Here is a 14060-nt window from a genome sequence, read left to right on the forward strand (position 1 = left end):
AATTCTTGGCCCGCGCAAAGCGGGTGTCCGAAATGCGCCGCAATTACGTATTCATCCGCTATCCGCCCGGCTCGATGCGGGCGTGCGAACGCCTGCGGGCAATCAGGCGGCTCCGCTCATGCGCTGCAGTTTCTCCAGCGCTTCGCGCAAGGCACGCTCGGTCTCGCTCACATCGGCGGGCGACTGGCGGGCCGAAGGCATGGGCTGGCTGGAGGGCGGGGCCTGCGGAGCGTCGAAGGGACGCGCTGCACCCTGTTTTGCAGACGGTTGCGCAGCGGGGGAGGGCGGGGCTGTCTGCGCTTCGACGGATTCCTGCCCGGGAAACGTCACGACCGGTTCGGGTGCATCTCCGAAATCATCTTCCGTTTCGTCGACGCGGGCGAATTCCTGGCCCGCCAGCCTGCTCTTCATGGAAAGAAGCGAGCTGTATGCGTCGTTGTCTTCCTCTTCCTCGTCCAGTTCCAATCCTTCGTCTGCGGAGAACGGCGAGGGCTGGGCGAAGGGAACGCTGCCGTTATCGTCCCCTGCCGGGAGCGGTGCGAAATCGCGATGGGCTGCAAAGTTGATCGACAGGGGCAGGTCCGCGTCCTCGTCGTCCTCGCCATCGTCATCGAGACCCACAGGCTGCAGAGCACTGGGAACGGCATCCGGATTGCCGAAGGGTGAGGGCGTCGCAGCGTTCTGGTCGTCAGCTTCCCCGGAATGAAGGCTGCCCGCCGGGCGGAAGACCATCGGCATGGGCGCTTCGGTCTCCGCCGGTGCGGGCGTATCGAATTCAGCCGTTTCGGGCGCCGGCTCCGTCTCCAATCCGGCTTGCGGCATCGGTTCGTGTGCTGTGGCTACCGGCGGAGCAGCGAAGGGCCGGGCCCCCGCAAAGCCCTGGCCATCGGGATCGAGTTCGGCGGCGCGGTCCGCAAAGGGGTTGGCGCCGGTGTCCACCGCCACTGCCGGGTACGCCTGCGGCTTCGCCTTTGCCGCCTCCTCGTCCCGGGTCGCCTTGGCCTGCAGGGCGCTGGCGAACCGTTCGACCAGTTCGGCCATGCCGAGATCGGACAGGGCCCGATCGCTCGGGGCAACTACGGAAGAAGAAGCAGCGGCGTTGGCAGGTTCCGGGTCACTGGGCGTCATGGAGTGTTCCTCTTCGCGGGGTGCGAATTCTTCATGTGTCGGCTTGGCCGCCGTTTCGGGGTTCGATGTAAACGCGGCGGGCGCATCGTCATTGCGCAATGCCTCGATGTCCTGGGCGAAATCGTTGCGCGCGGCATCATCCTCGGTGACATCCTCGGACATCGGTTCCAGTTCGAGGACCTCGAGTTCGAGCGGTTCGTCCGGGTTCCGGCCGGGCAGCGGCGCATTCATCAGGAAATCGCTGGGACCCGAATCGTCGGTCACCGACAGGGCACGGCGGCGTCCGGCGACGCGGCCGGCGACGTGTCCGGCAACCGGCGCGGGACCGGATGCGGTCTCGGCAGCCCCATCCCGGTCTTCGACATGGAAATCGTCATCCACGTCGTCTTGGTCGAAATCGTCGTCTGCATCATCGTAGGCGTCGACGCTATCGTAGTCGTCCTCATCCTCCCACTCGTCTTCGAACTTCCACGGATCGGTGACAGGACCCAGACCCTCGCTGCCCAATTCCTTGCGCGCCGAAATCGGACGCTTGGCCGGGGCGTCGGGATGGCGATCCTCTTCCTTCAGCTTCAAATCGCGCGACCGTTCCTGACTGTTCGCCTGCGCCGCAACGACCTTGCGTGCGAGGAAGAGGCCAAGCGCAAGGCCCAATGCACCCGCTGCGACGGCAATCGCCGCCCGTGCGGTAAATCCGAGAGGCGGTGCAGCCGCCGGCAGGACGGCATCGAGCCCTATTGCCACGACCACGGTTTCGAAAAAGCCGGTCGGCAGAACCAGGCTGCCGATCCCGAACAGGGCTGCAAACCACAGGCCGACGATCGCCGGAAAGGCCGGGTGCGAGCTTATTGGAGCCCCGCCCTTCGCGCTTTTCTTCTTTGTGCCTGCCATGTTCAAACCACTTCCCTGTTGCGGTCCGCCGGGCGCGTGCTGCCGGTCAGGCAGCGGCCGGAATGGACCTGTTCAGTGGAGGGGCTAGCAAATGATGGTAAACGCTTTGATAACGATGAATGTTGTCCGCCCAGTCGTGGCGTGTGGCAACATGGGCAAAGCCGCGTTCCCGCATCGCATCCCATTCGCATCGGCGATCAATCAGGGCTGAAAGCCCGACGGCGATACCTGCCGGATCGTCGGCCGGGAACAGCGTCCCGGTCACACCGTCCGTAATCAGTTCGCGGTGGCCGCCGACATCCGATGCTGCCACCAGCCGGCGCTGCGCCATGGCCTCCAGCGGTTTGAGCGGGGTGACCAGATCGGTCAGGCGGCTGGCCTTGCGCGGATAGGCAAGGATTTCGATCAGGGCGTAATAGTTCTCGACCTCTTCATGCGGGACGCGGCCCGTGAAGTGGATATGCCTTGCGCAGGGGGACGCCGCCGCCTGCACGCGAAGGGCATCGTCCATCGGTCCGCCGCCGGTCAGCAGCAGCTGCGCGCCCGGGTGTCTTTCCCGCAATGCAGGCAGGGCGGCGATCACGTCGTCCAGCCCCTCGTAATCGTAGAAACTGCCGATGAAGCCTATGATCGGCCCCTCGCCGAGGCCCAGTCTCGCCGCCAGTGAAGGGTCGCGGCCGGCCGGCTGACCGAACACCGACATGTCGACTCCATTGGGGGAGATACCGATGCGCCCGCCGTCGAAGCCGCGTGCGATCAGGTCGTCGCGCAGGCCCTCGCAGATGGTGAAGACGGCATCGGCCCGGGCGACGACGCGGTTTTCCAGCGCGCGGGTCATGCGATATTTGATCGAACCTTCCCGGCCCTGGCCGTTGCCGACCGCCGCATCCTCCCAGAAGGCGCGGATTTCGTAGACCACAGGGATCCCGAGCCGCGCGCCCGCCCGCACCGCGGCCAGACCGCAGAGCGCCGGGGAGTGGGCATGGAGGATATCCGGCCGCCAGTCCTGCGCCAGCCGGGTTATCGCCTTCGCCAGCCGGTTCACTTCGCGTATTTCCGAAAGCGCCGGGACGGAGCCTGTCTCGCGCGACCCGTCGGCATTTACCGGGGTGCGATGGAAGGTCAGGCCCTCTGCCTGCTCGGTCGCGGGGCCTTCTGCCACGTGTCTCAGCCCGGTGATGCCGCGAACGTCCAGTCCCGCGCGTTCCTGCGCCTTCAGGATGGCACGGGTACGGAAGGTGTAGCCGCTGTGGAGCGGCAGCGAATGGTCGAGGACATGCAGCACACGGGTCATGGGAGCGACCTGTGCCAGAGTTTGCTTAACGGCCCGTCAACCGGTCGATGATAGCGCGATGGTAACCAGAAGCGGGTCTGTATCGCATTGCAGCCTGCCCCTACGGAGCCGCCCGAAGCGTCATGATCGACTATTTCGCCCTAGCCCTGACCCACGGGCTGATCCTGGTTGCGCTGCTGCGCATCCTGGGCCGGGACGAACTCGACCGGGAGGAGGTCCAGACTCTGGCGCACGCTGATGCTGCGGAAGCGGAGGCCGGGTCGCCGCAGCCGCCAAAACGCGCTGGCCGCGCGCGGGGTCGCGGATAGCGCCATGCTGGACGCTGCGCTCTTCCTGTTCGTGCTGGTATTCTTCGCGCTGGGCATCAAGCGGCCCTTCGTCTGGGTGCTCGCCTATCTCTACATCGACATCCTCGCCCCGCAGAAGATCGGCTGGGCGCTGACGCAGATTTTCCCGCTGTCGCTGATCGCGTTCTGCGCGGCATTCCTCGGCTGGATCCTGACCGATTCGAAAAAGGACGTGAAGTTCTCCTTCCGACAGGGCCTGCTGCTCGTCCTCCTGCTGTGGTGTTTCTTCACCCTGCAATTCTCGCCCTTCCCGGTAGAGGCGGCGCTGAAATGGGACTGGGTCTGGAAAGCGATGGTCTTCGCCATCTTCCTGCCCTTTACCATCATGACCCGCCTGCGGCTGGAAGCGGCGTTGCTGGTCATGGTCGTAACCGCTGCCGCCATCATCATTTCCGCCAGCATGAAGACCGCGCTGGGCGGGGGCGGGTACGAAAGCCTCTATTTCTTCGTGAACGACAATAGCGGCCTCTACGAAAGCTCGACCCTGGCGACGATCGCCATCGGTCTGATCCCGCTGATCCTGTGGTTCACGCGGCATGGCACGATCTTCAAGCCGGATTGGCGGGTGAAGATATTCGCCTATTGCCTGATCTTCGCCTGCCTGCTGATCCCGATCGGCACGGAGGCCCGTACCGGTCTCGTCTGCATCGCGGTCATCGCCGTCCTGGCCCTGCGCGATGTCAAACGGCGGGCGATGTTCATCCTTGCAGGCGGTCTGCTGGGCATCATGGCCCTGCCGTTCATTCCGCAAAGCTATTACGAGCGCATGGCCACCATCGGCAGCCATGACGGGGACGAATCTGCCTCGACCCGCCTGGCCGTGTGGGAATGGACCATCGAGTATGCTGCCGAGAACCCCCGTGGCGGCGGCTTCGACATCTACAGGGCCAACAGCTTCACCTACCGCCTTCCCACGCGCACGGGCGAGGGCAATACCGTGTCGGTCGAGTACGATACGGTCACGGACGAGGCGCGCGCGTTCCATTCCGCCTATTTCGAGGTGCTGGGCGAGCAGGGCTTCTTCGGGCTGGGCATCTGGCTGTGGCTGCAATTGCTGGGCCTGTGGCACATGGAACGTATCCGCCGCCGATGGCGGGACCGCACGGGCGAGGGGATGCAATGGCAGGCCCCGCTCGCCACGGCGCTGCAATACGCCCACATCATCTATCTCGTCGGCGCGACGTTCCAGGGCATCGCCTACCAGGCCTTCATCATGATGCTGATCGGCCTGCAGATCGCGCTGCACGTCTATTGCAAACGGCTCGATTCGCCCAAAAAACGCGGGATCGGGGCCCGCGCGGAACGGCCTGCCGCGACAGGGGACGGGCCTGACGTAGCGTCGCCGCGCCCCGCATTGCGCTAAGGTGCGGCTTCCTGCATGAGGTGCGGCAATTCAACCCGTACCGTCTTGAAGGAGAGGCACATGACCCCGCAGGAACTGGCAGAAAAGACAGGCGAACAGCTCGGCAGCAGCGAATGGACCGAGATGACGCAGGAAAAGGTGAACATGTTCGCCGATGCAACCGGCGATCACCAGTTCATCCATATCGATGAAGAGAAAGCCAAGATGACGCCGTTCGGCGGAACCATCGTGCATGGCTTCATGACCCTGTCGATGATCCCCTACCTGGGCGCCAACAGCGACATGCCGAAGATCGACGGCGTGAAAATGGGCGTGAACTACGGCGGCAACAAGACCCGCTTCATCAACCCCGTGCGCGTCGGCAAGCGCATTCGCGGCCACTGGAAGCTGCTCGAGATGATCGAGAAGCGCCCCGGTCAGTGGCAGCAGACCGCCGAAATCACGATCGAGATCGAGGGCGAGGACAAGCCCGCGCTGATCTGCGAATGGATCACCCAGTACTTCGTCTGATCCCGCCATACCAATCCCGGCGCCGACGGGCGCCGGTCATGCATCATTCCCTCTAGTCACAGGAGATCGCCATGCGCGACGCAGTCATCGTTTCCACCGCCCGTACCGGTATGGGCAAGGCCTACAAGGGCGCTTTCAATTCCACCCCGGGCGCCACGCTCGGCTCCTACGCTCTCGCCCCGGCGATCGAGCGTGCGAATATCGAACCGGGTGAAGTCGACGACGTCCTGTGGGGCTCCGCGCTGCAGCAGGGCACGCAGGCTGGCAACCTCGCCCGCCAGGTCGCGCTTCGCGCAGGCTGCCCGATCGGCACCAGCGGCATGACGATCGACCGCCAGTGCTCCAGCGGCCTGATGTCGATCGCCACCGCGTCGAAGCAGGTTACGCTCGACCGCATGGATATCGTCGCGGCCGGCGGCCAGGAATCGATCAGCCTCGTCCAGACGCCGGAAATGCGCGTGTCCCCGGACAAGTCGCTGATGGCGATGCACAATGCGATCTACATGCCGATGCTGCAGACCGCGCAGACCGTCGCCGATCGCTACGGCATTACCCGCGAAGCGCAGGACGAGTACGCGCTCCAGTCGCAGCAGCGTACCGCTGCCGCCCAGGAAGCCGGCCTGTTCGACGACGAAATCGTCTCCGTCACCACCACGCACATGGTGAAGGACAAGGAAAGCGGCGAGGTTTCCGAACAGGAAGTCACCATCGCGAAGGACGAGGGCAACCGTCCCTCCACCACGCTCGAAGGCCTGGCCAGCCTGCCGCCGGTTCTCGGCCCGGACACGACGATTACGGCAGGCAATGCCAGCCAGCTGTCCGACGGTTCGTCCGCCGTCGTGGTGATGGAAGCCGCGACTGCCGCCAAGAAGGGCCTGACGCCGCTCGGCCGCTATGTCGGCATGGCCGTCGCCGGCACGGAGCCTGACGAAATGGGCATCGGCCCGATCTTCGCCATTCCCAAGCTGCTCGAGCGGTTCGACCTGAAGGTCGACGACATCGACCTGTGGGAACTGAACGAGGCATTCGCCGTGCAGGTCCTCTACTGCCGCGACAAGCTGGGCATCGACAACGACAAGCTCAACGTGAACGGCGGCTCGATCTCCATCGGCCACCCCTACGGCATGACGGGCGCACGCTGCACGGGCCACGCCCTGCTGGAAGGCAAGCGCCGCGGTGCGAAATACGCGGTCGTCACCATGTGCGTCGGCGGCGGCATGGGCGCAGCAGGCCTGTTCGAGGTCTTCTGATCCCACACTGACCGGCCCGGAAACGGGCGCGATGATGCGGCGGCGGACCCTTCGGGGTGCGCCGCCGTTTTCGTATCAGGAGATACAGTCATGACCTGTCGCAACGCCGCCTTCGTCTTTGCCCTTTGCCCGGCATTCATGCTTGCCGCGTGCGGTGAAGGATCGCAGCCTGCGAATCCCGCCGAGGGAGGAGAGCAAGCAACATCGCTGGACGAAGGGTCCGTAACCGGCGCGCCCGGCCAGATCGCTTCGCCGGCGGAGCAAAATGCGGCAGGTAATGGCCGGTTCTCGTCGCACTATACGTCGCTCGACCTCGACGAGTGCGAACTCGTGTCGCAGCAGACCGAGGGAGAAGGCGCGACCTGGCGGTGTGCGGGCCTGGACGGCATGGACCTGATCGTGATGAGCGGTGACGGACGCATGGATATCGACGCGGGCGCGGACAATAGTGCGTGGGAGTCGATCGGGGCCTTCAATGCCGAGCCTGCCACCGTGGAGTGGCGCATGGCGGACAGCGCGCCGGTAGCCATCATCTACCGCCTCAGCGATGTTTCCATGCAATCGGCAGGCCGCAGCGTTCTCATGATCGAGACTCCCGGCGCAGAGGGCTGCCTGATCGGGCGGGTTTCCGGCGACACGCCTAGCGCGAATGCCCGCGCCAGGCGAATCGCCGATGACGCGGCCGAAGGATTCGCCTGCGGTGAGGACGAACCGCAAAACGTGGGCGATACCGCCTGAGAGCTTCGCGCCCGCGCGCTGGCCCGGTCAGCCGTGGCGGGCGATGAATTTCTCGACCGTCGGGGCGACTTTCTCGCGCCACTTGCTGCCGTTGAAGATGCCGTAGTGCCCGGCGCCGGCTGCAAGGTAATAGGCTTTCTTCTCTTCCGGCAGGCCGGTTGCCAGTTTCAGCGCGGCCCTGGTTTGTCCGATACCGGAAATGTCGTCCCGCTCGCCCTCGACGGCCAGAATGGCGGTCTCGTCGATCTTGCCGAGGTCGACCAGCTTGCCGCGATGGGTGAAGGTGCCGTTGGGGATCGAGTGCTCCTGGAACACCTCTTCCACCGTCTGGAGGTAGAATTCCGCCGTCATGTCGCAGACGCTGCGATATTCCTCGTAGAAATCCTTCGACTGCTGCGCGCTGTCGTCGTCGCCTGCTGTCAGGTGCTTGAACATTTCCCAGTGGCTCTGGATATGCGCGCCGAGGTTCATCGACATGAAGCTGGCGAGCTGCAGGAAGCCGGGATAGACCCGCCGCCCGGCGCCTTCGTACTGCATCGGCACGGTGGCGATCACATTGCTGCGGAACCAGCTGATCGGCCGTTTCATGGCGAGATCGTTGACCGTGGTCGGGCTCTCGCGGGTATCGATCGGGCCGCCCATCATCGTCAGCGTCGCCGGGGCCGCTTCGTGGTCGTCGGCATTCATGATCGCCGTCGCGGCCAGCGCGGGCACGCTGGGCTGGCACACGGCCATCATGTGCGCGCCGGGGCCGATATGGTCCAGGAACTCGATCAGGTAGTCGATATAGTCGTCTAGGTCGAAATGCCCCTCAGACATGGGAACGCGCCGCGCGTCGTGCCAGTCGGTGATGTAGACATCGCAGCTTTCCACCATCCGCTCGACCGTGCCGCGCAGCAGGGTCGCGTAATGGCCGCTCATCGGCGCTACGATCAGCAGGCGGGGCGCATCCTCGGGCAGGTCTTCGCGGCGGAAGCGCTTGAGGTCGCCGAACGCGCGGTGCAGGACCAGCGTCTCGCTGACCGGATGGGAGGTGCCATCGACCTCGACGGTCTCGATATCGAATTCGGGTTTCCCGTATTCCAGCGTGGCGTGGGCAAACACTTCCAGCGCACTCGCGGCCATCGGGCCGAGGCCGTTATAGGCCATGGGATTGGCCGGATTGGTCAGCCATTCGGAACTGATGGACGCAATGGAACTGGCGCTGTTGAGCCAGGCGCGCTGCAATTCATAGGCGTGGTAAAGCACTGAAATTCCCCTTCGGCCGCCCGGTAGCGGGCGTCTCGGCAGGATTGCAAGGTGGGCCTTCGTGACCGATTGTGCAATGCACAATGCCGAAATTGCACGCGGCCCGTGTGGATTTTGCCCGCCGTGCGGCCTACATGGCAGGCCAATCCGATGAACAATCCAGACCACCCTGCAGATCACGATCCCGCTCCGGCCTCTCGCCGCCTGTTCCGGCATGGCGGAGCAAGGGACGGGGAGGCAAAGAGCCGCTCGCTCGGCCCGCTGCGCATGGTCTACCGCGAAACGGCGAAATACCCCGACAAGATCGCCTTCGCCCTGCTGGCTCTGATCGTCACAGCGGCTGCGACCCTCGCCATACCTGCGGGGTTCAAGCTGATCATCGATCGCGGGTTCGCGGCAGGCGGCGATCCGGCCGATATCGGGCGCTGGTTCCGGTACCTGATCATGATCGTCGGCGTGCTGGCAGTGGGGACGGCATTCCGCTTCTATTTCGTCAGCTGGATCGGCGAGCGGGTGGTCGCGGACCTGCGCAAGAAGGTGCAGGCGAACCTGCTGCGGCAGGAACCGGGCTTCTACGAAACCAATTCGCCCAAGGAAATTTCAAGCCGCCTGACAAGCGATACGGCCATCATCGAACAGGTGGTCGGCACGACGGTGTCTGTCGCCCTTCGCAACCTGCTGATGGCCATCGGCGGGACGGCATACCTGTTCTATCTCGCGCCGCAGCTGACCATCGGGATGGCGCTGGTCATTCCCGCCGTGGTGCTGCCGATCACGATCTTCGGTCGCCGCCTGCGCAATGTCTCGCGCACCAGCCAGGACCGGGTGGCCGATGTCGGCGCCATGATCACCGAGGTGTTGTCCGCGATGAAGGTGGTGCAAGCCTTCGGACAGGAAAAGCGCGAGGCGGAGCGGTTCGGCGATGCGGCGGAGCAGATCTTCACCGTGGCGAAGCGCCGCATCCTGATCCGCGCCGCCATGACATCGATCATCATCCTGCTGATCTTCGGCTCGATCACGCTGCTGATGTGGCGCGGGGCCATCGGTGTCTCGTCGGGCGCGATCTCGGGCGGCACCATAGCAGCCTTCGTGATTACCGGCGGGCTGGTCGCCGGGTCATTCGGGTCCCTGACCGAAGTCTATGGCGATCTCCTGCGCGGGGCCGGCGCGGCGAGCCGGCTGAACGAGCTGCTGGTGGCGCAGCCGGGTATCGCGCCGCCGGACCGGCCCGAAAAGCTGCCCGAACCCGCGCGGGGCAGCCTGTCGTTCCGCGGCGTGACCTTCGCCTATCCGACCCGCATGGAGGAGCCCGCGCTGGAAGGGTTCAGCCTTGAAGTCGAACCGGGCGAAACCGTTGCCATCGTCGGCCCGTCGGGTGCGGGCAAATCGACCATCTTCCAGCTGGCCGAGCGGTTCTACGATCCGCAGGCCGGCACCGTGCGGCTGGACGGGGTTCCGCTGACCAGCCTCGATCCGGCGCATATAAGGGATCGCATGGCCCTGGTCCCGCAGGACGGCGTCCTGTTCAGCGCCGATGCGCGCGACAACCTGCGCTACGGCAACTGGAACGCGACCGACGAACAGATCTGGGAGGCGGCACGGGCCGCCAATGCGGTCGATTTCCTGCGTGACCTGCCGCAAGGGCTCGATACCTTCCTCGGCGAGGACGGCACGCGCCTGTCGGGCGGCCAGCAACAGCGCATCGCCATTGCCCGCGCCCTGCTGCGCGATGCGCCGATCCTGCTGCTGGACGAGGCGACAAGCGCGCTCGACGCCGAAAGCGAGCGACTGGTGCAGGACGCGCTCGAACAGCTGATGAAGGGGCGCACCACGCTGGTCATTGCCCACCGGCTGGCCACGGTCCGTGCAGCGGACCGCATCGTGGTGATGAAGGATGGCCGGATCGTGGAGCAGGGCAGCCATTCCCAGCTCATCGCCAATAGCGGACTCTATGCGCGCCTCGCATCGCTGCAATTCGACGCTCCCGAGGGCGAGGCGGCCTGATCCAATTGCCCGGCGGGGGTGCATGCCCCGCGTTCAGCGCCGCGATATTCGACGGATGCTATCGCTGCGTCGACGAACGTTTCCGCCGCGCCGTCCAAACGGCTATGGCAGAACGGTAATTCCCGTTCGCCGTGAGCGTGCGGGGCGATTTTCCAAGGGGATGCCACGACCATGATACGCACTGCCATCATCACTTCCGCCAGCGCGCTCGCGCTGATCGCCGCGGCACCTGCCAGCGCGCAGGAAACCGAACGCTCCGACGAGACGAGCGCACCCGCGCCTGTCCCCAATACGCCGACCCTGCCGCAGGAAGGCGACGCGGGCGTGGTCGCCGAACCGGCCACCCCGACGATGAGCTTCGGCGAATGGGGCGTCGATCCCTCTCTCCTGTCCGAGACGATCGAGCCGGGCGACAACTTTTTCGGGTACGTCAACCAGGAATGGCTCGATGCCAACCCGCTGCCGGCCGAATTCAGCCGGTTCGGCGCGTTCAACCTGCTGCGCGAGAAGTCGACCAGCGACGTGAAGGCCCTGGTCGACGAACTGGTCGCCAAGGACGCGGCCGCGCTGTCGCCGGACGAGAAGCGCATCGTCGATGCCTACAATGCCTTCCTCGACACCGATGCCATCGACGCAGCGGGGCTAGACAATGTGCGCCCCTATCTCGATGCCGTTTCCGCGGTGCGTTCGGTCGGCGAACTGGGCGATCTGTGGGCATCGCCGGGCTATCCCGCGCCCATCGGCGGCTATGTCAATGTCGATGCCAAGCAGCCCGACCAGTATGTCGCCTATCTCGGCATTGGCGGCCTCGGCCTGCCGGACCGCGAATATTATCTCGACACCTCCGAGAAGGGCGTCGCGATCCAGAACGGATACAAGGATTACATGATCTTCGTTCTGGGCGAAGCCGGCTATGCCGACCCCCGCGCGGCGGCAGAGGCGGTCTACGCCTTCGAGGAAAAGCTGGCCCGCGACGTCATCTGGGACCGCACCGTGCAGCGTAACCGCGACCTGACCTACAACGCGGTGACGGCCGCCGAGGTCGAGGCGATGGCGGGCGATTTCCCGGTTGCCGCGATGCTCGACAAGATCGGTTTCTCGCAGTCGCCGAAATACGTGATCGGCCAGATCCCGCCGACCGATGAAGAGGTCGCGGAACTGGAACTGACGGCGGAAACGCTGGACAAGATCGGCACCGGCTTCCCCGGCATGTTCGACGTGCTGAATGCAACGCCGCTCGCCACGCTGCAGGCCTGGACGATCAAGGATATCCTGACCGACCGGGCGCAGGTCCTGCCGACCCGGTTCGACGAGGCGCATTTCGAATTCTTCGGCAAGACGCTGACCGGCACGCCCGAACAGCGCCCCCGCTGGAAGCGTGCCATCGCCGCCGTCGAGGGTTCGCTGGGCGAACTGGTCGGCAAATCCTATGTCGAGCGCTACTTCCCTGCCGAGAACAAGGCCGCGATGGACGAGCTGGTGGCGAACCTGCGGGTCGCGCTGGCGCAGTCGCTCGACGAAATCGACTGGATGACCGAGGAAACCAAGGTCGAGGCCATGTCCAAGCTGGACAGCTTCGACCCGAAGATCGGATATCGCGACAATCTGGAAACCTATGACGGCCTCGCCATCAGCGGAACCGATCCGGTCGCCAACGAAGTCGCTGCTGAAGCGTGGCAGCTGGCGGACAATGTCTCCAAGCTGGGCGGCCCGATCGACCGGACCGAGTGGTTCATGCTGCCCCAGACGGTGAATGCCTATTACAACCCGACCAAGAACGAGATCGTGTTCCCGGCGGCCATCCTGCAGCAGCCCTTCTTCGGCCTGAGCGCGGATCCGGCAGTCAATTACGGCGCCATCGGCGGCGTGATCGGCCACGAGATCGGTCACGGCTTCGACGACCAGGGCTCCAAGTCCGACGGTACGGGCAAGCTGCGCAACTGGTGGACGGACGAAGACCGTGCCAATTTCGACGAGCGCGGCGATGCGCTGGTCGGGCAGTACGATGCCTATTGCCCCTTCGATGACGGAGAGACCTGCGTGAACGGCCGGTTCACGCTGGGCGAGAATATCGGCGATCTCGGCGGCCTCAGTCTCGCCTACCGCGCCTACAAGATCGCGACGGAAGGTCAGGACGTGCCGGTGCTGAACGGCCTGACCGGCGACCAGCGCTTCTTCCTTGCATGGGCGCAGGTCTGGCGTTCGGCCCAGCGGGAGGAAAACTATCGCACCCGCCTGCGCACCGATCCCCATGCGCCGGAGGAATACCGGGTCAACGGCGTGGTGCGGAACATCGACGCCTGGTACGAAGCCTTCGGCGTCACGCCCGAGAACGAACTGTACCTGCCGCCGGAAGAGCGCGTGAAGATCTGGTAACGCCAGCCAGCACGATTTACCCCCGAGGGGACGCCGGGTCGCTTGACTTGGCGTCCCCTTTCTTCATGGACCCATGCCACCATGGAAAACACAGTAACCGCGATCCTGCTCGGTATCCTCGAAGGATTGACCGAATTCCTGCCCGTCTCCTCGACCGGGCACCTGATCCTCGCCCAGGCATGGTTCGGGTATGATCCGGCCGAATGGCGGCAATTCAACATCGTCATCCAGCTGGGCGCGATCCTGGCGGTGGTGGTGGCCTATTTCCGGACCTTCTGGGACATGGGAATGGGCTTGCTGCGCTGGGAAGACCGCTCGGTCCGGTTCGTGCGCAACATCCTGCTGGGCTTCGTGCCCGCTGCCATCATCGGCCTGCTGGCGAAGGATGCGATCGACGCGATGCTGGAGACGCCGCTGGTCGTGGCGATTGCCCTCATCATCGGCGGTATCGCGATCATCGTGCTGGAACGGATAATCCCCGCGCGCGAGGATACGGGGGTTGCAGCCATGTCGGCGAAGACGGCCCTCGCGGTCGGCTGTGTCCAGTGTCTTGCCATGATCCCCGGTACCAGCCGTTCGGGCGCCACCATCATGGGCGCGCTGGCGATGGGCGTGGGGCGCAAGACCGCGGCCGAATTCTCGTTCTTCCTTGCCGTGCCCACGATGCTGGGCGCGGCCACGGTCAAGATCCTGGACGAACCGGCCTTGCTGGCGGGAGAGGCGACGATCGGCTGGACCGAGATCGCGCTCGGCTTCACCGCTGCGTTTCTCGTGGCGCTCGCCGTGATCAAGGCGTTCGTGGCTTTCGTCAGCAAGCGCGGATTTTCGCCGTTCGGATGGTACCGGATACTGATCGGCGGTGCGTTCATCGCGTGGATGGTTGCCTGAATCCCACACTACCGGTTGCAATC

General features: G+C 64.9%; 11 protein-coding genes. 8 read left to right on the forward strand and 3 right to left on the reverse strand.

All coding sequences use genetic code 11. The features are described from left to right. Nucleotides 1-102: 102 nt before the first annotated feature. Both PF049_03175 and PF049_03180 read right to left on the reverse strand, forming a co-directional pair. Nucleotides 103-2019, reverse strand: coding sequence for a hypothetical protein (locus PF049_03175; protein WBY17177.1), 1917 nt, complete (start codon nt 2017-2019; stop codon nt 103-105). A gap of 46 nt (nt 2020-2065) precedes the next feature. After that, nucleotides 2066-3313, reverse strand: coding sequence for a glycosyltransferase, exosortase A system-associated (locus PF049_03180; GenBank protein WBY17178.1), 1248 nt, complete (start codon nt 3311-3313; stop codon nt 2066-2068). 122 nt (nt 3314-3435) lie between these two features. Between PF049_03180 and PF049_03185 the strand changes: the two genes are divergently transcribed. The 5 genes from PF049_03185 (at nt 3436) to PF049_03205 (ending at nt 7521) form a co-directional block, all read left to right on the forward strand. Beyond that, nucleotides 3436-3621 (forward strand): hypothetical protein, encoded by a 186-nt coding sequence (locus tag PF049_03185; protein ID WBY17179.1) that lies wholly within the window; start codon nt 3436-3438, stop codon nt 3619-3621. A gap of 4 nt (nt 3622-3625) precedes the next feature. After that, nucleotides 3626-5023 carry a DUF5935 domain-containing protein gene (locus tag PF049_03190; protein ID WBY17180.1) on the forward strand — a complete coding sequence of 466 codons (1398 nt, stop codon included), beginning with the start codon at nt 3626-3628 and terminating at the stop codon, nt 5021-5023. Nucleotides 5024-5083: 60 nt separating this feature from the next. Then, a complete protein-coding gene (locus tag PF049_03195) occupies nt 5084-5533 on the forward strand; it encodes a MaoC family dehydratase (protein ID WBY17181.1) in 450 nt (149 codons plus the stop codon). A 71-nt stretch (nt 5534-5604) separates the two neighbouring features. Beyond that, nucleotides 5605-6783: an acetyl-CoA C-acyltransferase gene (locus PF049_03200; GenBank protein WBY17182.1), complete on the forward strand. Its 1179-nt coding sequence runs from the start codon at nt 5605-5607 to the stop codon at nt 6781-6783. A gap of 90 nt (nt 6784-6873) precedes the next feature. Beyond that, on the forward strand, nt 6874-7521 hold the full coding sequence (locus PF049_03205) for a hypothetical protein (protein ID WBY17183.1): 648 nt from the start codon (nt 6874-6876) through the stop codon (nt 7519-7521). Between the two features lie 27 nt (nt 7522-7548). Here PF049_03205 and phaZ read toward each other — a convergent pair whose 3' ends face one another. Then, on the reverse strand, nt 7549-8769 hold the full coding sequence (gene phaZ, locus PF049_03210) for a polyhydroxyalkanoate depolymerase (protein ID WBY17184.1): 1221 nt from the start codon (nt 8767-8769) through the stop codon (nt 7549-7551). A 267-nt stretch (nt 8770-9036) separates the two neighbouring features. On the opposite strand from phaZ, the gene PF049_03215 reads away from it, so the two are divergent. The 3 genes from PF049_03215 to PF049_03225 all read left to right on the forward strand — a co-directional run bounded on the left by PF049_03215 (nt 9037) and on the right by PF049_03225 (nt 14037). Beyond that, a complete protein-coding gene (locus PF049_03215) occupies nt 9037-10773 on the forward strand; it encodes an ABC transporter transmembrane domain-containing protein (protein ID WBY17973.1) in 1737 nt (578 codons plus the stop codon). A gap of 171 nt (nt 10774-10944) precedes the next feature. Continuing rightward, the gene (locus PF049_03220; protein ID WBY17185.1) at nt 10945-13149 is read left to right on the forward strand and encodes a M13 family metallopeptidase; all 2205 of its coding nucleotides are present in this window, start codon (nt 10945-10947) and stop codon (nt 13147-13149) included. 81 nt (nt 13150-13230) lie between these two features. Beyond that, the gene (locus tag PF049_03225) at nt 13231-14037 is read left to right on the forward strand and encodes an undecaprenyl-diphosphate phosphatase (protein WBY17186.1); all 807 of its coding nucleotides are present in this window, start codon (nt 13231-13233) and stop codon (nt 14035-14037) included. The last annotated feature ends 23 nt before the right edge of the window (nt 14038-14060 follow it).

The sequence above is a fragment of the Erythrobacteraceae bacterium WH01K genome, from assembly GCA_027941995.1.
In the GTDB taxonomy this organism is placed as follows: Bacteria; Pseudomonadota; Alphaproteobacteria; order Sphingomonadales; family Sphingomonadaceae; genus CAJXSN01.